At 36.8% G+C, this 19,924-nt stretch carries 19 protein-coding genes; 4 read left to right on the forward strand and 15 right to left on the reverse strand.

From position 1 onward, the window contains the following. Positions 1 to 8 precede the first annotated feature (8 nt). From prpB to CKK03_RS09910, 3 genes are all read right to left on the reverse strand, one after another. Positions 9 to 917 carry a methylisocitrate lyase gene (prpB, locus tag CKK03_RS09900; protein WP_099362424.1) on the reverse strand — a complete coding sequence of 303 codons (909 nt, stop codon included), beginning with the start codon at positions 915 to 917 and terminating at the stop codon, positions 9 to 11. An 88-nt stretch (positions 918 to 1,005) separates the two neighbouring features. Beyond that, the gene (locus CKK03_RS09905) at positions 1,006 to 1,986 is read right to left on the reverse strand and encodes a tripartite tricarboxylate transporter substrate binding protein (protein WP_099362425.1); all 981 of its coding nucleotides are present in this window, start codon (positions 1,984 to 1,986) and stop codon (positions 1,006 to 1,008) included. A gap of 124 nt (positions 1,987 to 2,110) precedes the next feature. Beyond that, positions 2,111 to 2,980: a LysR family transcriptional regulator gene (locus tag CKK03_RS09910; protein WP_099362426.1), complete on the reverse strand. Its 870-nt coding sequence runs from the start codon at positions 2,978 to 2,980 to the stop codon at positions 2,111 to 2,113. A gap of 134 nt (positions 2,981 to 3,114) precedes the next feature. Here CKK03_RS09910 and CKK03_RS09915 point away from each other — a divergent pair, with 134 nt between their 5' ends. Further along, positions 3,115 to 4,257 (forward strand): MFS transporter, encoded by a 1,143-nt coding sequence (locus tag CKK03_RS09915; RefSeq protein ID WP_099362427.1) that lies wholly within the window; start codon positions 3,115 to 3,117, stop codon positions 4,255 to 4,257. Positions 4,258 to 4,518: 261 nt separating this feature from the next. Here the strand turns inward: CKK03_RS09915 and CKK03_RS09920 are convergent, their stop codons facing one another. Next, the gene (locus CKK03_RS09920) at positions 4,519 to 5,940 is read right to left on the reverse strand and encodes an aldehyde dehydrogenase family protein (protein ID WP_099362428.1); all 1,422 of its coding nucleotides are present in this window, start codon (positions 5,938 to 5,940) and stop codon (positions 4,519 to 4,521) included. A gap of 169 nt (positions 5,941 to 6,109) precedes the next feature. Between CKK03_RS09920 and CKK03_RS09925 the strand changes: the two genes are divergently transcribed. Next, positions 6,110 to 8,191: a transglycosylase domain-containing protein gene (locus tag CKK03_RS09925; protein ID WP_180271231.1), complete on the forward strand. Its 2,082-nt coding sequence runs from the start codon at positions 6,110 to 6,112 to the stop codon at positions 8,189 to 8,191. Between the two features lie 216 nt (positions 8,192 to 8,407). On the opposite strand, the gene CKK03_RS09930 is transcribed toward CKK03_RS09925, so the two are convergent. The 3 genes from CKK03_RS09930 to trhO all read right to left on the reverse strand — a co-directional run bounded on the left by CKK03_RS09930 (position 8,408) and on the right by trhO (position 10,376). Continuing rightward, complete coding sequence (locus CKK03_RS09930) at positions 8,408 to 9,034, reverse strand: NUDIX hydrolase (protein ID WP_099362430.1); 627 nt, start codon at positions 9,032 to 9,034, stop codon at positions 8,408 to 8,410. Between the two features lie 20 nt (positions 9,035 to 9,054). After that, a complete protein-coding gene (locus tag CKK03_RS09935; RefSeq protein ID WP_099362431.1) occupies positions 9,055 to 9,321 on the reverse strand; it encodes a hypothetical protein in 267 nt (88 codons plus the stop codon). Between the two features lie 86 nt (positions 9,322 to 9,407). Beyond that, positions 9,408 to 10,376 (reverse strand): oxygen-dependent tRNA uridine(34) hydroxylase TrhO, encoded by a 969-nt coding sequence (gene trhO, locus CKK03_RS09940; RefSeq protein ID WP_099362432.1) that lies wholly within the window; start codon positions 10,374 to 10,376, stop codon positions 9,408 to 9,410. A gap of 224 nt (positions 10,377 to 10,600) precedes the next feature. Between trhO and CKK03_RS09945 the strand changes: the two genes are divergently transcribed. Both CKK03_RS09945 and CKK03_RS09950 read left to right on the forward strand, forming a co-directional pair. After that, positions 10,601 to 11,416 carry a bifunctional hydroxymethylpyrimidine kinase/phosphomethylpyrimidine kinase gene (locus CKK03_RS09945; protein ID WP_099362433.1) on the forward strand — a complete coding sequence of 272 codons (816 nt, stop codon included), beginning with the start codon at positions 10,601 to 10,603 and terminating at the stop codon, positions 11,414 to 11,416. A 295-nt stretch (positions 11,417 to 11,711) separates the two neighbouring features. Beyond that, the gene (locus tag CKK03_RS09950; protein ID WP_245864082.1) at positions 11,712 to 11,957 is read left to right on the forward strand and encodes a helix-turn-helix domain-containing protein; all 246 of its coding nucleotides are present in this window, start codon (positions 11,712 to 11,714) and stop codon (positions 11,955 to 11,957) included. Positions 11,958 to 11,974: 17 nt separating this feature from the next. On the opposite strand, the gene modA is transcribed toward CKK03_RS09950, so the two are convergent. From modA to CKK03_RS09990, 8 genes are all read right to left on the reverse strand, one after another. Beyond that, positions 11,975 to 12,775 carry a molybdate ABC transporter substrate-binding protein gene (gene modA / locus CKK03_RS09955; RefSeq protein WP_099362434.1) on the reverse strand — a complete coding sequence of 267 codons (801 nt, stop codon included), beginning with the start codon at positions 12,773 to 12,775 and terminating at the stop codon, positions 11,975 to 11,977. A gap of 62 nt (positions 12,776 to 12,837) precedes the next feature. Then, positions 12,838 to 14,331 (reverse strand): tagaturonate epimerase family protein, encoded by a 1,494-nt coding sequence (locus CKK03_RS09960; protein ID WP_099362435.1) that lies wholly within the window; start codon positions 14,329 to 14,331, stop codon positions 12,838 to 12,840. A 72-nt stretch (positions 14,332 to 14,403) separates the two neighbouring features. Beyond that, a complete protein-coding gene (locus CKK03_RS09965; RefSeq protein ID WP_099362436.1) occupies positions 14,404 to 15,051 on the reverse strand; it encodes a hypothetical protein in 648 nt (215 codons plus the stop codon). A gap of 58 nt (positions 15,052 to 15,109) precedes the next feature. Further along, entirely contained in the window at positions 15,110 to 15,946 is an 837-nt protein-coding gene (locus tag CKK03_RS09970) for a sugar phosphate isomerase/epimerase family protein (RefSeq protein WP_099362613.1), read from the reverse strand. 17 nt (positions 15,947 to 15,963) lie between these two features. Beyond that, a complete protein-coding gene (locus CKK03_RS09975; protein WP_099362437.1) occupies positions 15,964 to 16,641 on the reverse strand; it encodes a rhamnogalacturonan acetylesterase in 678 nt (225 codons plus the stop codon). 19 nt (positions 16,642 to 16,660) lie between these two features. Continuing rightward, positions 16,661 to 17,323, reverse strand: coding sequence for a YesL family protein (locus tag CKK03_RS09980; protein ID WP_099362438.1), 663 nt, complete (start codon positions 17,321 to 17,323; stop codon positions 16,661 to 16,663). A 27-nt stretch (positions 17,324 to 17,350) separates the two neighbouring features. After that, positions 17,351 to 18,646, reverse strand: coding sequence for a Gfo/Idh/MocA family protein (locus CKK03_RS09985; RefSeq protein ID WP_099362439.1), 1,296 nt, complete (start codon positions 18,644 to 18,646; stop codon positions 17,351 to 17,353). Positions 18,647 to 18,649: 3 nt separating this feature from the next. After that, positions 18,650 to 19,765: a glycoside hydrolase family 88/105 protein gene (locus tag CKK03_RS09990; RefSeq protein ID WP_099362440.1), complete on the reverse strand. Its 1,116-nt coding sequence runs from the start codon at positions 19,763 to 19,765 to the stop codon at positions 18,650 to 18,652. Positions 19,766 to 19,924 lie beyond the last annotated feature (159 nt).

A 19,924-nucleotide genomic window follows, 5' to 3' on the forward strand; every position in this document is an offset into this window, starting at 1 on the left:
CTTCCTCCTTACTTCATTTCAGGAACAATCGTTTTGGCTATTTCTTGATCTAGATCCTCATAGTCATGAAGTTTAATGGTTTCATATAGTTCTTTACGTGTTTGCATCTTATCTAACACATCACGCTGCGTCCCTTTCTCGAACACTTCAGAGAATACAATTTCATATGCTTTCGCTGCCGCTCTCAAAGAAGTCACCGGGTAAATGACCATGGAGTAGCCAAATGATTCAAATTCCTCTGCTGTAAAGTATGGAGTTTTTCCGAATTCGGTCATGTTTGCTAATAAAGGAACTTCGAATTCTTTGCTGAAAGCCCTAAAGTCTTCTTCTGTAATTAAGGCTTCTGGGAAAATAGCATCAGCGCCTGCTTCAACATATTTTTTTAGTCTCTGAACAGCAGCCTCTCTACCTTCAACAGCAAGTGCATCTGTTCTTGCAACTACAACTAGTGAAGGCGCAACTTCTTTAATGATTTTAATTTTTTGTGCCATTTCATCTGCTGTGACCAACTTTTTCCCATTTAAATGACCACATTTTTTCGGTAAATCCTGATCCTCAATTTGAACGGCAGCCACACCAGCTTCAACCATTTCTTTAGCCGTTCTGGCAACATTCAAGATTCCGCCAAAGCCCGTGTCAATATCAGCTAATAAAGGCAAATTAGATGCACGGATAATTTCACGTGCTCTTTCGGCAACCTCTTGTGAATGTAGCACACCTAAATCTGGTAGTCCTCTACTTGCCGTATATGCACCACCAGATAAGTACAATGCTTTAAAACCAACCTTTTTCGCCATTAAGGCAGCCATACCGTCATGTGTACCCATAATTTTCAAGATTGGTCCAGCCGTAATATAATTTATAAATTCCTTTGCTAATTCTTTTTGACTCTTTTGTTGTTCAACAAGCCATGTCATGATATTCCCTCTTTCTATTTATTTTTCTAATTATGTCAAAGTCATGAAAGAACGAAGGACCCTATAATAAATAGGGCCCCTTCTTTCTTTAGTCAACTAATCCAGATTCACTAATTAAATCTTTATACATTGTCGTTTGTTCCTCTAGGAATTTAGCTGTTTCACTACTATTCTTGTAAAGTGAAGACCAGTCATTATTTTTCACTAGGTCTTTCCAAGCATCGGTTTCAACCATTTCACCGATTACTTTATCCCAGTAAGCAATTTCTTCTTCCGTCATATCTTTTGGTCCCATGATCCCTCTCCAGTGAGGGAATACCATATCTACACCTTGTTCCTTCCATGTAGGAACATCCTCTAAACCTTCTATTCTTTCATCAGAAGAAACGCTAATTACTCTGAAGTTACCTGCAATGTGCTGATCCTTAGACTCAGAAACTGCCATTGTGGCAACATCTACGTGGCCACCTAAAAGAGCAGTTACTACATCTCCGCCACTCTCATAAATCATGAAATTTAATTTAGATACGTCAACACCGTATGTTTTTGCAGCTTGTACAAATGATAGGTGATCGTTGTTACCTAACCCTGGCGCAACTGCAATAGTTAAAGAGCCTGGATCCTTTTTCAATTGTTCCATAACATCTTTTGCAGTTTTGAACTCGGAATCATTTCCAACTGCAATTGAAATCCACTCAGTTGTTAAAATGGCTAGTGGAGTAAAATCTTCATAAGTTAATTCACTTTGGCCTAGTAAGTTATTTGTAATAAGAAGACTTGAGTTAATAGATAGATAGTGTGCATCTTTTGTAGAAAGATATTGCCAACCTACTTCTCCACTTCCCCCTGGTTTATTAACAACATTAATATTTTGGTCTACAATGCTTTCATCCTTAAGAATCTTTTGGATTGCTCTAGCAGTTGCATCCCAACCTCCCCCTGGAGTTGCTGGCGCTACAAACTCAATATTCCCCGTTGGAAATGATTCTTTATCACCTGATGCACCAGAAGAACATGCTGCAACAAATAGTAAAGATAAAATGGCTATAAACGAAATAACTTTTTTCATTTTCCCACCCCTTTTTTTAATTTTCACAACCTTATAATACTTTCAATACATAAAAATGTAATCGTTTTCAAATTAAAAGAAATTAACAACAATAACCTTATTTTGTTCATAAAGTTCACGATATTTACAAATCCCGCAAGTCTAAAGATGATATGAATGAAACGAATGCGTTAATGACATTTACCTCTAGTGATTCATTATGGTATAGCATCCATGTATTACGAATTAATGGATTATTTTCTTTATCCGTGATATACACTTTATGAATATCTTCATTTCCTTTTAAAATCATGCCCGGCATTATTGCATACCCTAGTCCATTTACAACCATTTCTTTACAAGTATCAACTTGGTCTACCTCCATCGTAACCATAGGAGGTCTTGTAAAATTCTCAATCCACCAATGATCAATTATAGATTTTAGTAGATTGTCCGTTTTATAATCAATTCGAGGGAGATTAGGCAAATTGCTGATATCAATTTCCTCCATTGAGGCTACACATAGCTGGTCCTCAAATAATAAGTGTTTTTGCTCAATCCATGTGTATTCCCCGCGAACAAAAGCGATATGAATATCCTTTTTATAGAGTGAATGAAAAAGATCTCGACTCCATCCTGTCGTTACTTTGAACTCTACATTTGGATAGTTGTCCTTAAATGCCCTTAATAATTGAGGGAGTTTATATTTGGTGAAAAAACTGGATACTCCCAAATTAATCGTTCCAACAACCTTACTTTCCATATTAGTCAAATGATCCTTTATTTGTCTTAATTTTAGGATCATTTCCTCCGCACTTTTCGCCAAGTACTCACCTTGTGGAGTAAACTGGACACCTCGTCGGTCCCTATTAATTATTTTGATCCCAAATTCTTTTTCAATTTGTTTGATCCGATTTGTTAGGGCCGGTTGTGAGATGAATAATTGTTTACCTGTTCTTGTAATATTCTTGTTTTCAAAGAGAACCTTTAGAATTTCCCAATCCTGACTTCGCATTTCATTCCCTCCTTTTGCACATTAGATATTCATAAATCTTATGACGATTAATTCAAATACAATATTTTACTTATATCTATCAATATACTATATTTATCATTACAAAATAAGAAATTTTTTGGTGAGGGAAAAACATGATTCTTTGGATAGTCATCATCATCTGCACTGGTTTTCAAACAATCTTAAATACAACAAGACCGATCATCACGTTATATGCCTCTGAAATGGGGGCAAATACATTTGATATTGGAATTCTTACAGCAGCATATGCTTTTTTTCCACTAATCTTCGCCATCCATGCGGGAAGAATCGCCGATAAAATCGGAGACCGATTACCTGTATTTCTTGGTTTAGTCGGAATATCACTGGGAATGGTCATTCCTTATTATTTTCCTTCAATGGCAAGCTTGTTTATCTCACAATTAATTGTCGGTACAGCTGCTGTTTTTATCACAGTTTCTTTACAAAACATACTCGGAAATATTGCATCCGAGGAAAAACGTGATCAATATTACAGTCTATTCGGAATTGCGACCGCGATGGGAGCGATGATTGGTCCGATAATCGGGGGATATTTAGGAGAACACATATCTTATTCTTCTGTATTCCTTGCTTCGATTTTCATTAATATCATACCAATTTTGATTTCCTTTTTTATTCCTGTCCTAAGGAAGCAAAAAGCTAAGCAAAAAATGAGCATAGGTGCCTCAGTTGGATTATTAAAAATGCCTTTATTAAGAAAAGCATTAATATCAAGTGCGCTTGTCCTATATTCAAAGGATATCTTCGTTGCTTATTTTCCACTGTTCGCAAAGCAGTATGGGATTTCCACCTCAACAATTGGCTGGATTATTTCAATACAGGGGTTAGCGATTATTCTCGTTCGGTTCTTATTACCTGCATTAACAGAAAAACTTGGAAGAGACAAAGTTTTAATTGCATCCGTTTTTATGGCAGGTATCTCATTTTTATTAATTCCGTTTACTGGAAATGTGATTTTATTAAGTGCGCTAAGTGCTCTAATGGGACTTGGACTCGGTTGTGGTCAGCCTCTTTCAATGACCACTACCTATAATGCATCACCAAAATCAAGAACAGGTGAAGTTCTGGGTTTACGACTTGCCTCTAATCGTTTGTCACAATTAATAGCCCCTGTCTTTTTTGGATTAGTTGGATCCTGGGCTGGTATTTTTTCCGTATTTTTTATTAGTGGGACATTTTTAATTGGTGGATTATTTGCTATTAAACCCGAAAAGAAAAGAAAATTAGCTTCATAGTAAAGGAAAGCCTACAGCTTCAGAAAATTGCTGTAGGCTTTGTTCGTTTATAGGATGTTCAAAAAGTCGGGCGAAAATGACACATCGATTTTCTGTGTTGGCTTGCTTCTCCGTTCCTCAAGTATTAATTGCATACGCTCCGGTACTCAAAGCTGGACCGCCTTGAACTTTCGACGCACAGGATGTGCTAGTGTCGACAATGCCACAGGACGTGGCGTTTTTGTCGACGCGGTCCTTTTCAACCTCCTTTTGAACTCGCATTTATAGTTTAAAGGATACAAATTTCAATTCTGTCATTTCTTCTGTGGAATATTTGATACCTTCTTTTCCAACGCCACTGTTTTTAACTCCACCATATGGCATATTATCAACTCTAAAGGTTGGAATATCATTAATGATGACTCCCCCTACCTCTAATCGGTCAGCAGCCTCAAATGCTTTTTGAATATTTGTTGTATATACTCCTGCCTGTAGCCCATATTCTGAGTCATTTACGAGACTGATAGCCTCATCCCAAGTTTTATACGAATTAACAGACACAACCGGACCAAATGCTTCATTACAAGACACAGAAAGTTTTTCGTTCGTGTTTACTAAGATCGTTGGTTGGAAGACAGTTCCTTCTTGTTTTCCACCATAGACGAGTTTTGCGCCATCTGCTTTCGCATCTTGGACCCAATTATCGATTCGATCCGTTTCGTTTGGATTAATGAGGGCTGATACATCAGTGGTTTCTGATTTCGGGTCACCGAGAACTAATTGACTAGTATAGTACTTCAATTTTTCAACGAACTCTTCAAATACATTTTCATTCACATAGATACGTTGTACCGAAATACATACCTGCCCAGCAAAATTGAATGCTCCCTCTGCACAACGAGCTGCAGCTGTCTCCAAATCATCTGTACTATCAATGATGACAGCAGCATTCGAGCCTAATTCGAGGGTAACGCGTTTAAGTCCTGCTTTCTCTTTAATTCGTGTTCCAACTGGTACACTACCTGTAAAAGTAATCATTTTTACACGATTGTCCTGAACAAGTAGATCACCTACCACACTACCTTTTCCTGTCACGACATTTAGAGCACCTTTTGGCAGTCCAGCTTCTTCAAATAGCCTCGCTGTCATAATTGCACTTAATGGTGTTTGTGATGCAGGCTTTAATACTACCGTATTTCCTGCCGCAAAGGCTGGGCCAAGCTTGTGTGCAACTAGGTTAAAAGGAAAGTTAAATGGCGTGATTGCCGCGATGACACCCAGCGGTTCTCTTTTTGTGTATCCAAATCTTCCTTTCCCGTTTTTAGCAGCATCAAGTGGTACAGTTTCCCCGTGAAGACGTTTGGCTTCTTCTGCAGCAAATTTGTAAGTTTCAGCAGTTCTTACAATTTCTGCCCTCGCGGCTTTTAATGGTTTGGCATTTTCAGTGGCTAGGATAAGAGCACATTCCTCGAGCCTTTCAGTAAACAGATCAGACACCTTTTCGAGGATATCTGCGCGCTCAAAAGCTGTTAAATTTCGCATTGTTTTTGTCGTTTGTTGGGCACTTGCAATTGCGTTTTCTACCTGTTCTTTTGTGGCTAAAGGGATCATTGCAATGATTTCTTGATTATAGGGTGAGCGTAATTCTTCGTACTGGACGCCTTCTTTCCATTTTCCATTGATAAACAATTGTTGTTTTTCCATTTATTACCCTCCTATAAAACACTTCATCTAATCGTATAACTATAAATATAATTTTTAATCTATAAATAGATTATATTATATTTTTCTTATTCGAATAACTGTTATAAAATATAAGTTCAGTATCCTAATGATTGGAGAAACAAATATGAGAGGTATATTTGAAAAAATAATGCCGTATATAAAACGACTCTGGGAATCTATTAAACGTTTTTGGCGAGAGAAGCATATAACTAAAATTTTATTACTGGTTGTATTGGTGTTTATCTTAGTGTCTATGCTCTTCTTTGCCTTCATGGCTAGTCAGGCAAACGTTCAATCGCTGAAAGACGGTTTGCGTCAAGCCACTGTTATTTATGATAAAGATGGTGAAGTAGCCACCAATATCTCGACGAATCGAACTGAGGGTGTCTCGGTAGAAGAACTTCCAGAGCATGTAAAAAATGCGGTTATTGCAATTGAAGATGAGCGCTTCTATTCCCATAATGGTTTTGATATTAAAGGAATCACGCGCGCCTTTTTTAATAATATATTTGCTGGAAGAATTACAGGTGGAGGCAGTACGATTACTCAACAGCTTACAAAAAATGCGCTTCTCTCCCCTGAACAAACCTATAAACGGAAAATCGAAGAACTCTTTTTAGCATTGGAAATTGAAAAGCATTATAACAAGGACGAGATTTTACAAATGTATTTAAATCAAGTCTTCTTCGGAAATGGTTCATGGGGAATTAGCCAAGCTTCGAAAAAGTATTTTAATACGGAAATTGAAAATGTATCAATCAGTGAGGCTGCAATGCTTGCTGGAATTCTCCAAGCACCATCAGCTTTAAATCCTTATAAAAATTATGATGGTGCGATTAAGCGAAGAAATACAGTTCTGTTAAAAATGCATGAGTTAAAGATGATTTCTGATGATGAATATGCACAAGCGAAACAAGAAGAAATCAAGCTTGAGGATGGCGGCGGAAGCTATATAGAAAGAAGCTATCCTTATTATGTAGATGCAGTGCTAGATGAAGCCATAAAGAAATATGGGTTGACGCAAGAGGAGATTCTGACTCGAGGGTATAGCTTCTATACTGAGATGGATCAAGACGTTCAATCTGCCCTTGAAGCTGTTTATAAAAAGGACTATCTTTTCCCTAAAGGCAGGGATGTTCTTGTGCAAAGTGGTGCTGTAATGTTACATCCTAAGACTGGAGGTGTGCTTGGTTTAGTCGGAGGCCGTGGTGAACATGTATTCCGTGGTTTTAATCGAGCTACTCATTTGCAGGCACAACCAGGGTCAACATTAAAGCCATTAGCAGTATATACTCCTGCGCTAGAAGAAGGGTATGAGGCCACTTCCGTATTAGTTGATGAGTTAAAAACATATGGAGATTATACACCTGAAAACTTCTCAAAATCGTACCAAGGTGAAGTGAAGATGTATGAAGCCCTTGAGCACTCGTTAAATGCACCGACTGTTTGGCTGTTAGACCAAATTGGACTTAATAAAGGACTTGATTCTTTACGAAGATTTGGTATTCCATTTTCAGAAGAAGATAAATATCTTGGAATTGGACTTGGTGGCATGCATAAAGGGACTTCACCTTTACAACTAGCGGTGGCCTATTCAGTTTTTGCAAATGATGGAAAACGACCGGAAGGACATCTAATCTCAAAAATAGTAGGACCAACCGGAAATGTCATTGCAGAACATAAGCATAAAACAACCAAGGTTACATCGAAACAAGTGGCAAACGATATGACTTCTATGCTCTTAAACGTTGTTGAAACAGGTTCAGGTAGAGGCACAAAAATCCCTGGAGTTGACCTAGCAGGAAAAACGGGTTCAACCCAGCTCCCTTATAAAGATATTAATGGAACAAAGGACCAATGGTTTGTTGGATATACACCGAATTTCGTTGGTGCCGTTTGGATGGGCTATGACAAAACAGACAAAACACATTATATCCGCGGTAGTAGCTCTGACTATATTGTTCCTTTATATAAAGCAATGATGGACGAAGTGCTTCCTACAATGGAAGTCGACTCCTTTGATGTCGTTTCTGTAAATGCGAAGCTTTCGGGACAAGAGGACCGAAAAACGATTACAAAGGAAGAAATTAAAGAGCAAGCTGAAAAAATCGAAGAAACCTTAAAAGAAGAAAGTGCCAAATGGAAGGTAGTATTGGAAGAGGCAAAAAAAGACATTAAGAATGTCAGCGAAAAAGTTGAAAATAAGCTTAGAGATCTACTAGGAAACTGACATATAAACTTGAAAGAGTATTGGGAGACCGATACTCTTTTTGTTGTCTCTGCGATGGCTAGAGTGTCGGCTCAACCTCCTAATTACTGGAATATGGTGTATCTCCACGACGGTTGGAGTGCTATTAACATCCCAATTACTGGAATATGATGTGTCTCCACCCCACGTTCGGATTAAAAAATGCTATATTTACGAAATAGCAAAATAAAAAGCCCTTTATTTAGGGCTTTTTTCAATTACTTCTAAAAAATGTTTTAGGATTCCGGCTGTTAAGCCCCAAATGACACGTTCTTCATAATAATAAAAGCATTCGTCCATGCCTCTTACCTGCCATTTGTAATTTTCCCCTCCAATGATATCGTTAAAAGGAAAGTTTTCTTCGGGCTCTACATGAAATTTCACTTTAAATATCTGTGGAGGATTTGACTGAAAGAATGACAATGGAACCGAAAATACTTCTCCAACTTCTGCTGGATTCGGTTGAATCTCATCAGGACTATTTATTACACCTACAAATGGATAAATAATCGTACCAAAAGGTGAAACAAAATAATCTAGTGGACTTACATTTGTAATATCACTTTCATTTAACCCTAGTTCCTCCATAGTTTCCCTAATTGCTGTATGCCGTTCATCTCTATCTGTTGGGTCCATTTTTCCACCTGGAAAGCATATCTCTCCTGGCTGCCGTCTTAATTGATTTGAACGAACCTCAAAAAGGATATGAACTTCATTATCTTTTTTAATTAAAGGAAGAAGAATGGAAAAGCGCTTAAAATCCCCACGGCCTAATAGAGAGGGAGTACGTTCCTTAACTACATTGAAAATTTTATCGATTTCCATAGTTCACCTCGAAACGTTATTTACTGTTTCAAACCTTTAAATGCTTTAATAAAATCAATTGGTTCTTCTTTAATATTATAGGAGAATACTCCTTGGTTTGTGTGGAGATATAGAAAGCTGGCTCTGTAGGAAACATCATATACATGATCTAGATGAAATTCATTTGCAGAAGAAAGGATTCGGTCCTCAAACAATCGCAACTGATGCTTGTTTTCAATATACTTTTGCACATTCCACTCTATCTTTCTTTGTATAGTAACATACGGATGAGATGCAATAATTTTCACAATTCTCCCCTTTCTTTTCCTATATTGTACCAGAATTGTGTATTTGAAAAAACCACAGTGGTTTTTACACACTGTGGTTTTAATAATTATTGTTGTACTAATTCTTTTTCAAGGGCTTGTAAACGTTCTGCTACTTCTTCCTCAGTTAACCCGTTCTCTTCTACATAACGGTTGCGTGGGTGAACGCGACATTCATGTGTGCAGCCTCTTAGATATTTATGCTCATTTTCTTCAGAACAAAGTATTTGTTCATTACATTCTGGGTTTGCACAGTTTACATAGCGTTCACATGGTTCTCCAGTAAAATGATCTTTCCCTACAATCACATGCTCTTTTTGGTTTACCGGAACAGCAATTCTTTCATCAAATACATAAAGCTGGCCGTCCCAAAGTTCACCTTGTACCTCAGGGTCTTTACCGTAAGTTGCAATTCCTCCATGAAGCTGACCAACATCCTCGAAGCCTTCTCTTACTAACCAACCAGAGAATTTTTCACAACGAATACCGCCTGTACAGTACGTTAAGATCTTTTTTCCTTCTAGCATGTCTTTGTTTTCACGTACCCATTGTGGTAAATCACGGAAAGTTTCTACATCTGGTCTAATCGCGCCTCTGAAATGTCCTAAATCATATTCATACGTATTTCTTGCATCCAAAATAATTGTATTCTGATCTTGCATTTTTTCATAAAAGTCTTTTGGACTTAAATATTTCCCTGTTAATTCAAGTGGATTGATATCATCCTCAAGGCTTAAGTTGACAAGCTCAGGACGAGGTCTAACATGCATTTTCTTAAACGCATGGCCATCTGCTTCATCAATTTTATAAACCATTGTTGTAAAGCGTGGATCTTTTCTCATTTCTTCCATATACTTGTCGGTTTGTTCAACAGTACCGGAGACCGTTCCATTGATACCTTCTGTCGCTACTAAAATACGACCTTTTAGACCAATTTCTTTACAGAAGGCTAGATGCTCTGCTGCAAATTCTGCTGGATTTTCAATTGTTACATATTGATAGTAAAGTAATACTCGATAAGGTTTTGTTTCTGTCATTATTTTCGACCGCCTATCATTAATATTTGCAAGATATGAATGTGTTTAGGATCGAATTACACTTTTCTCTTACATCAAAGTATTGTATCAAATTCTTAATTACTAAATCAACATTTTATACCTTCCTTATATTGTAAAGTCTATTTTTTATTGCAATAATATATCTATTTCTATCAATTGATATATAATAAGTCTGTCAAACTTTTTAGATGGGGGTTTCAAACATGAGTTTACCAAAAGCATTAACGATTGCAGGTTCTGATAGTAGTGGTGGAGCTGGTCTCCAAGCTGACATAAAAACCTTCCAAGAACATGGAGTTTACGGCATGTCTGCCTTAACTGTAATTGTTGCGATGGACCCGCATAATCGTTGGAATCACCAAGTTTTTCCGGTTGACCACGATATCATCAAGGCACAATTAGCAACAATCCTTGATGGCATTGGTGTGGATGCGGCAAAGACTGGTATGCTTCCTACTGTTGATATTATTGAAATTACTGCAGATGCGGCTAAAAAACATAATCTTCAAAAATTTGTAGTGGATCCTGTAATGGTTTGTAAGGGAGAAGATGAAGTTCTGTTCCCAGATCATGCCGTTGCTCTTAGAGAAATACTGACTCCACTTGCAACAGTCATTACTCCTAATTTATTTGAAGCAGGTCAATTAAGTGGAATCGGTTCTATAACAACTGTTGACCAAATGAAAGAAGCTGCTGTGAAGATACATGACCTTGGTGCGAAATATGTACTCGTAAAAGGTGGCGGAAAGCTAAAACATGATAAAGCAGTAGATGTTTTATATGACGGAAAAGAAATAGAGGTCCTTGAAAGCGACCGTTTTGAAACAACATTTACTCACGGCGCTGGCTGCACCTCTTCAGCTGCTATCGCAGCTGGACTTGCAAAAGGACTAGAAGTGAAGGAAGCCATATATGAAGCGAAGAAATTCATTACAGCTGCCATTCGTCACTCCTTCCAACTAAATGAATATGTTGGTCCAACCAATCATGCTGCACGTCGACTTTATGGAGATAAGTAATTCCCTAAAACAGCTGTAGACAAGCTCTACAGCTTTTCTAATTCGTAGGCGATGGGAAAAGCGCAAGGCCCCGTCTATCGGTGACAAGCATAAGACGAGCGCTGACAGAAGGTGTTTTTTACCATCTGAAGCGATTGGCTTATGACCTCGAACCGATGGCGCCTGAAGCTGGACATCCTGAAAACCTGCCTAGACGAAATATATATATGATGGTAATATTGTGATTATCATAGAATAATAGATACGCAATCATATATTCCCACATGTAAAAAGCCATAGGTAAGGAGTGTATAATATGCCTAGGATTAACAAAGATATTGTTAAATTTTTACGCAAAAAAAACAACATGACTCAACGTGACTTCGCGAAAGCTGTAAATTGTAGTTTTGCGCTTATTGCCCTTGTAGAAGTTGGCAAACGTAGAATTACGAATAATCTTGAAACAAAAATCAAAGAGTCTTTCAACCTAGACGATCAACAAATCTCATCCCTTGCAAACATCGTACAGGAAATCGCAAAGGGTGTACAACCGTATATGTAAATAAAAAAAGCAATTGGTCATTCATGCTCCAATTGCTTTTTTATTTTTAGTTTTGAGAACCCATATTCCTCTAAAAGGGCAATGGCTTCATCGCTCAATAAATATTCATAAAATAATTTTGCTTCATTTATATGCTCTGATGATTTTATGACGCCGATTGGATAGATAATCTCTGAATGATACTTAGTATCCACACTCATCACAATCACAATTTGGTCTGAAAATTGGGCATCTGTTTTGTAGACAAACCCCGCATCTACATTTCCAGTCTCAACATATGTAAGGACTTGCCGAACATCTTTTGAGGGCACTAGTTTATTTTCGATTTCATTCCACATATCCCTGCTTTCAAGTGCTTCCTTCGCATATTTCCCTGCAGGAACAGATTCTGGTATTCCGATTGATATCCGTTCAGCCTTTGTTTGCAAATCTTCTATTTCCGTAATCTGCTTTACGTTTTCTTTTGGAGCAATTAACACAATCTCATTGCCAATTAGATTTTGATGAAGTTTTTCGTCAATGAGACCCTCATCAACTAGCAAATCGAACTTTTCTATGGAAGCCGATAAAAATAAATCGACCGGAGCTCCTTGAGAAACTTGTTGTGCAAGTGCACCTGTTGCACCAAAATTAAAAGCGATCTTAATTGTAGGATGTTCCTTTTCAAAATTGTTCTTTAATTCCTGTAAAACATTCTGCATACTTGTAGCAGCAGAAACTGTTAATTCTACCTCTTTAGTAGACTCTTGATTGGTACCTTGAGGCCCGCAGCCATTTAAAAAAAGAGCAAGAAAGAGTATTAGGATAAATTTATGCATAAAAAAACACCTTCCCTTAGCTAGTATAGCTAAAAGAAAGGTGTTTTGAAAATAGTCATTTTTTATAGGTTTAATAATTCAACGTGCTTGCCGATGTGTTTTACAAGGGCTTGACGGTATTCATCTTCATTATCATTCAATGTACCGAAGAATTCATCCTTGAAGATGAAGTTTCCGTTCTCATCTTTTGCAGTTAACAATAATCCGTAAGTTACATGGATTACTTGTCTTGCTGCGTCATTGTTCATATATTCAGGAAGGTTTTCATCAGAAACTGTATCAAGTGGAACGATTGTGTTCATATCTGGTGTAATATGGTAATACTTAAGTGCTTCATCTAAATGTTCTAGTGCATATGCATGCATTCTTCTATAAAGACCAGGATTTACTTTTGCAATTACACGTACAGCTTCAAGCCAGTTTGTGCCAGCTGTTTTAACATGAAGAACTCCATTCGTATACTTCGCGATAATTGGGAACGCTGTAAATTTATCACTTCCAGAGTGGATACTTAATTTGTATTCAAAGTATTCAGCGATTAGCGCGTGTTCACTTAATTCTTTTTCGAATTGTTCAATATCACCAATATAATCGATTCCTTTTTGGAATTCACCACAGAATCTTGGAGCAAGACTAGTTACTGTTACGCCACGTTTTTGTAATTCATTTGCTACAAAGAAATGTGCTGCTGGAGATGTAACTGTTTCAGTTTCATCAATTGAAATTTCAAAATCAATGTCACGGTCTGCTTTTTCGATATATGTGTCATGGACATGGACCATATAGTCTAAAGCTTTTCCATATAACAATACAAATTTCTTTAATGTATTTTCATCAAATCCGATTCCAAGACCTTTTACATCAAATTCTTTATTTAAATATAGCTCAATATAGTGATTCTTCGTTTCTTCAGGGAGGCTATCAAATTCAGCACTGATTTCCTCTACTGTTAAGCCCTCAACTCGGTTTTGGATATGGTCTGAACAATCTAATGTTAGCATTGACATACCAAGTGATAACGCCATTTTAATATCTTCTTCTTCTTTTAAGTGGTCGCCATCTGCACCAAATCCACCTGTATATCCTTCTTGGAAAACAGCAAAACTTGCTGCGTCAATTACATCATTCATTGTACGATTCGTTAATGTTAATTCACGAATACTTTGTTGAGCAAGAATTGGCTTTACATTATGGTCACGAACAGTTTCAATATGTCCCGGTGAAGCTAGACCTAAGCGGTCACCTAAACCCATTGTTGCAACTTTTGTACCGAATGCTCTTGGAACAGTATATTCAAAGCAACGATTTAATACTAAACGATTTTCATGTGTTAATGGACAAGCCTTTCCATTATCAGTAATGACTGTACCATTTAATTCCTCAAATAAAGCGCCTTCTCCTGATGCAAGAATCCATTTTTGCTGTTGGTCTCTTACCATGACAAGGCTTACATTATCATGATGAGTTACAGATTTTTCATAAACCTTAACTTCCCCCGAATTTTCGAAAACGTTTCCGTTTTTTAATGCTTCAACTAGTTGCTTCATATGTTCCATGGATATAGCCTCCTAATTAAATTGCCTTCTATTAAAATAATATCGTAATATACTAATATTGCAATGAAAAAATCACTGTTTTTTGAATAAAATGTTAAAAACTTTTTCTATGTTTTCTGTTCTTTGGGTATTTACAATTACACCCATTACCACATCTGGATCATCGATTGCTTCGTTAAATAGTGGCAAAGCTTGTGCATCGATTCCAGTAGCCTGATTTTTAGAATCATAATACATAAATTCTTTACCAACTGGTATTTCTTTATCTACTAATTTATCTAGGCTATAAAAATATTGTTCCCCATTCATAATCTCGAACTGTTCTTTGTCAATGAACAAAACATCGAGTTCTCCAGTAGATATTTCTCCAGTTACTCGTTGTAGAGCGGCCATGACAACATTTAAATCTGCAGCATCTGGTGCATATGGGATTACCTGTATCGATACTTCATGCGTTTTTCTTTCTTCTTCTGATAGAATTCCTTCATTTAGCTTTTGTTGGATATTTTCAATTTCATTTGAATCTACCAAATCTCCTAGAACAAGAATCGAAAGTGCAGAATCCTTTTTGGGTGAATAGTCGTTTACTAGAAAGATAGCGACAATAAATACAATAAGAAAAGCAAATAGATAATATCTATAGTACTCCCAAATATACTTGGCTTTTTCAGCTGTACTCATGGCTGCAAATAATTCTTTGACCTTTCCTTTATCTCTCAAAGCCCTTTCATCCCTTCTGATGTGTATATGAGGGAAATATACTACATATCATCCCATACTAAGCATTTTCGTATTTTACATGTAAAAATGCAATACTATCATCTATAAAAGGTTCGGTTGTACTTTCTAGAAGAAATTGGATATAAGGTTTTTTAGGCTTAATCAGTTCCATGACTAAGTCGTAGTTTAATAGCCCTTTACCAGGAGGAGCAAACTTCAACTTGCCATCCTCAATAACAAAATCTTTACAATGAACAATGATAATACGATCGCCAAATAGTTCGATAGCCTCTTTGAAAATTTCATCTTGATAAATGAAATTTTCAACAGTTAATAAATTTACCGGGTCAAAGATAATTTGTAAATTATTTGAATTTACTTCATCCAATAACCTTTTTAAGAGCATTGGGTTGTAAACAGGATGGTTAACTCCCGCTTCTATCCCTACAATAACTCCAAATTTTTCTGCTTCATTTACAAGTTCTTTCACACTTTCAACAACATCTAAAAAAGGTTTCTCACGGAAATTATCTACAGTAAATCCCATTTTCGCATGGACATTTCCTGTTTCAGTTCCAACAACACTACAGCCAAAATCTCTTGCGTAACGGATATGCTCCTTGAAGCGGTCTAATGCTTTTTGACGTTCTTGTTGGTCTGGGTGAATCATATTAATGTAGCAGCCTAATACTGCGATTTGGATGTTCATTTGTTGAAAAGCATTACCTATATTCTTAGCAAAACCAGGTGAAAGACTTCCTAAACTCGTGTTTAGTTCTGGAAATGATTTTGCTAAGGCCAATTGTACAGAAGATAACCCTTTATCTTTTACTGTTTGCACAAGTTCATCTAAGGAGCTAGCCTTTACATCATGTGCGCGAATACCTAGATTGATCACATGAACACCTCACTTTAATCCTTTAGATATATCGCTAAATCTGGGATTGTTTTTTTAATTTCTTTGGCAATAATTTCTGCAATTTTATTTGCCCCATCCTCTCGAAAATGCGTATCATCACTAATTCCATCAGGGTAGTTTTGATGTTCACCCGGCTCAAACCAAATAAAAAGATTTTTACATTCTTCAGGACCTAAAGATTCATATAAGTTCTTCGAATCATTCCATAAATCGATGAGGTTTACATGTTTTTCCTTTGCAAGGGCCATCATCGCTTCTGGATATTCTCCTAAACTATTCATTATTTTTCCGTTTTCATCGAAGGTTCTACGATGCATCGAAGTTACTAAAATCGGGATAGCCTTTTTTGCTCTTGCGCCTTCGATATATTGGCTCAAATAGGCTTGGTAAGTTGAATAAGGTTCTGTTCTTCGATGATCTTGTTTTTGATCGTTATGCCCAAATTGAATGAAGAGGTAATCATTCGGTTGAATTTCGTTTAGTATTGCTTCTAACCTCTTTTCATCAATAAAACTTTTTGAACTTCGACCGCCAATTGCTAAATTGTGAATGATAACATTCTCATAAAAAAACTGGTTGATTACCTGTCCCCATCCTGCACGTGGTTCTTCGTTAGGTGGGCAATCAGATACTGTTGAATCTCCGGCAATATATATATGAACGTTTTTCATTGAAACACCTTCAATTTGTCTATTTACTAAAACTTGGTTCTCTCTTATTTGATTTTACTTCGTCTTTCCCATTTACTTTTTCTTCAATTCTTGCAAAAACTTTTAGCGCAAGCCACATAATAAAATAGGCTAGTATACTAACACTAAGAAAAGGTATGAGAGATGGGACATAAGTAAATCCAATATAAAGTATGATAATCCCTAATACCATCGCAAAAGTAACGAGTGGGTAGGATAGACCGTACATGACGGCATTCTTCAAATACGATTTTATATTCCCATTAAAATGGACATAGATTGGGAAAATATATAGTAAAATTACGATGTAAACTGAACAAATTGCAATTAGTGCGTACCTCACCACGATAAAAAACATGCTTGTGGTGGGAAGAAATACAAGATCGACATATAAGATATATCCAGCTATGAACAGGGTAAGCCCTAGGAGGTTGGATTTTAAGAATTCTTTTTTATATACGCTCCAAAATGTTGAAAAAACAGGGATATCTTCATCTCCCATGATCCACTTTCGAGTTACTGCAAAAAGCGCTACAGTTGCAGGTACAATTCCTGCAACAACTAGTCCCATTATTGTAAATAGAAGCCATAACATATTTAGATAAATCAAACGTGAAATAGCCCCACACCAGCGGTAAAATGGACTGTCCAATCCTCCTAGCATATGTCTTTCCCCTTTCTAATGATTATCCTATAGTTGTCCTTGATAACTTTTTAGTAATTCTTGAATGGAAATTGGTTTCTTCTCTTCGACTGATTTCCAAACCGCTTCTCCTAGTGCGATTGAATACGCCCCTGCTTCGGCCCCTGCTAGTATTTCATATTGGCGTCTTGGATCGATGCCTTGATAAAGATCATGAATTAACACAGGATCTCCACCGCCATGTCCACCAGCAGTTTGGACAACATGAATAATTTCTTTTGAGCCAAATAAAGGATAGTAATCAATTGTTTGCTCAGGCACTTCGAAAGGTACCCGGCTTGGTGCATGAAATTCTTGTGTTTCAATTCTTCCCTTTGTACCATTGATGGCTAAGCGATAGCCTTCAAATGGTGTTGAGAAATTAATTGAATAGCTTAATAGAGCACCTTTGTTATATTTTACAGAAGCTGTATACGTATCCTCAATGTTTATCTCAGAGTCAAAGATACATGCATCTGGTCGATAATCCGTATATTTGTTTTCTTTTTTATCACCCATGTTTAAGTGATCATCTTCAATGGCTTCCGAAAATTCACGAGGATTCCATCTTAAATAATAATCACAGTTATCTTTTACATGGCATGTACCACAATATCGGTTATCTGTCGTTGGGTCTGGGTTAAGCTCTCCATTGGGTCCATAATAATGTAAGGCTCCATGTGCAAAAACCTCTTCAGGATATTGATCAATCCACCAATTGACAAGATCAAAATGATGTGTTGATTTATGGATTGAAAGTCCACCGGAAAGTTCCCTTTTCCGATTCCAACGTTTGAAATAGCTCGCCCCGTGATATGTGTCGATATACCAATTCAAGTCAACCGAAGTCACTCTACCTATTTTACCTTCTAAAACAAGTTCTTTAATCTTTCGATGGTAAGGACTATAGCGATAATTAAATGCTACAGTCACTTTACCTTTGCTATTTTGTTCAGCTTCCATTACTCTCTTTGCATCTTTAGCGGTTGTAACCATTGGTTTTTCTGTGATGACATCTACATCATGTTCAAGTGCTTTTAAAATGTAATCGATATGTGTATTATCACGGCTTACAACAATAATACAATCCGGTTTTGTTTCCTCAATCATTTGATCAATTTGATTTGGAAGGTATGTCGGTGTTTGAGCTAAGACAGGAAATTTCTCTTTGCATAATTCAAGACGGAATTCATCGCTGTCTAGCAAACCAACAATCTCGCTTTGTTTTGCAAATTTTTCAACTAATGGTGGAATAAACATTTTAAGTGCTCTGTTACTCAATCCACAAACTGCATATTTTTTCATTGATTATTTAACCCCCTGATGTTCAGCAAGCAATTTTTCCATTTCCATACTTGCCATGATAAAAGCACCTGCACCATGTAAGTCATTATGGCTGCGCTCACGATTAATATAATAGTCATATACTCCAATTGAAGTACCGATTACAATATCATCGATAATAAGAGTGCCTTCTTCAGTTTCTTGAACTTTATACTTGAGCAATCCTTCATATGCCTTTGTTGCATATTTCGCAAACTCCTCGCCAACATATTTCTTAGAAACAGCTTTGGCAATAACATAAACGAATAGACTGGAAGCAGATGTCTCAAGCCAATTATCTTCATTGTCTCCCTTGTCCACAACTTGGTACCATAGGCCCGTCTTTTCATCCTGATAGTTGACGACATCACGAACATAATCTTGAATGAATGCAATCCACTCTTCCTTATGTGGATGGCCCTCTGGTAAAATATCAATCATGTCTATGACTGCTAATCCATACCAACCAAGAGCACGACCCCAAATCTCTGGAGCTTTACCATCAGGACGAGCCCACGGCTGTACAGCCTTTTCGTCCCAACCATGATGATATAAACCGGTCGCTTCACTCTTTGTATGCTTTCTCATTAAGTTTTCCTGATGAATGACCATGTCGATTAGATTTGGCTCATTGAAATCATTGGCATAATGTAACGCAAATGGTCCACCCATGTATAAGCCATCTAGCCACATTTGGTACGGGTATTTATCCTTATGCCAGAATCCACCTTCGCTTGTAAGATTTAACGTTGTAAAAATATTACGTAAACGTTGAGCAGCTATTTCATATTTTTTTAATCCAGTAGCTTTATATAATGGGAATAATAAGAGTCCTGCTTGAATTGAATCTAACTCATCTCTAGCAAATAATAAGTTTCCATTTTCATCGATATTGTGATCAACATATGCCTTTAAGTACTCAAAATATTTGTCTTCACCTGTTTTGTTGTAAACTAAATCCATTCCACATAAAAATACGCCTTGGTGATAGTGCCAACGTCCACCCGGTGGAAGCTCCTCTGGAGTAAACTTTGTCATCAATGTGTCACACATTTTTTTTGCAAAATATAAAGGTGATTTTTCAACTATCGTGTTATTCATGAATATTCATCCTTTCTCACAATGAAATAGGTAATATTTGAAAACGGTAACAACTTCCCTGTCTTTATGATAGGATACTATTATAATAATAACTATAATCATTTAATTTACTTTTAAATAGGTCAGTATACCCTTGAATTTATAAGGAATATTCTAATA

Origin of the sequence: Fredinandcohnia onubensis, assembly GCF_002734215.1 — a bacterium.
GTDB lineage: Bacteria > Bacillota > Bacilli > Bacillales > Bacillaceae_L > Ferdinandcohnia > Ferdinandcohnia onubensis.

Bases quoted from the DNA above. Each gene is read 5' to 3' on its own strand.
- CKK03_RS09980 (WP_099362438.1), bottom strand. From the start codon at position 17,323: ATGCTAGGAGGATTGGACAGTCCATTTTACCGCTGGTGTGGGGCTATT.
- CKK03_RS09985 (WP_099362439.1), bottom strand. From the start codon at position 18,646: ATGAAAAAATATGCAGTTTGTGGATTGAGTAACAGAGCACTTAAAATG.
- CKK03_RS09925 (WP_180271231.1), top strand. From the start codon at position 6,110: ATGCCGTATATAAAACGACTCTGGGAATCTATTAAACGTTTTTGGCGA.
- trhO (WP_099362432.1), bottom strand. From the start codon at position 10,376: ATGACAGAAACAAAACCTTATCGAGTATTACTTTACTATCAATATGTA.
- prpB (WP_099362424.1), bottom strand. From the start codon at position 917: ATGACATGGCTTGTTGAACAACAAAAGAGTCAAAAAGAATTAGCAAAG.
- CKK03_RS09950 (WP_245864082.1), top strand. From the start codon at position 11,712: ATGCCTAGGATTAACAAAGATATTGTTAAATTTTTACGCAAAAAAAAC.
- CKK03_RS09920 (WP_099362428.1), bottom strand. From the start codon at position 5,940: ATGGAAAAACAACAATTGTTTATCAATGGAAAATGGAAAGAAGGCGTC.
- CKK03_RS09915 (WP_099362427.1), top strand. From the start codon at position 3,115: ATGATTCTTTGGATAGTCATCATCATCTGCACTGGTTTTCAAACAATC.
- CKK03_RS09905 (WP_099362425.1), bottom strand. From the start codon at position 1,986: ATGAAAAAAGTTATTTCGTTTATAGCCATTTTATCTTTACTATTTGTT.
- modA (WP_099362434.1), bottom strand. From the start codon at position 12,775: ATGCATAAATTTATCCTAATACTCTTTCTTGCTCTTTTTTTAAATGGC.
- CKK03_RS09945 (WP_099362433.1), top strand. From the start codon at position 10,601: ATGAGTTTACCAAAAGCATTAACGATTGCAGGTTCTGATAGTAGTGGT.
- CKK03_RS09990 (WP_099362440.1), bottom strand. From the start codon at position 19,765: ATGAATAACACGATAGTTGAAAAATCACCTTTATATTTTGCAAAAAAA.
- CKK03_RS09975 (WP_099362437.1), bottom strand. From the start codon at position 16,641: ATGAAAAACGTTCATATATATATTGCCGGAGATTCAACAGTATCTGAT.
- CKK03_RS09930 (WP_099362430.1), bottom strand. From the start codon at position 9,034: ATGGAAATCGATAAAATTTTCAATGTAGTTAAGGAACGTACTCCCTCT.
- CKK03_RS09960 (WP_099362435.1), bottom strand. From the start codon at position 14,331: ATGGAACATATGAAGCAACTAGTTGAAGCATTAAAAAACGGAAACGTT.
- CKK03_RS09910 (WP_099362426.1), bottom strand. From the start codon at position 2,980: ATGCGAAGTCAGGATTGGGAAATTCTAAAGGTTCTCTTTGAAAACAAG.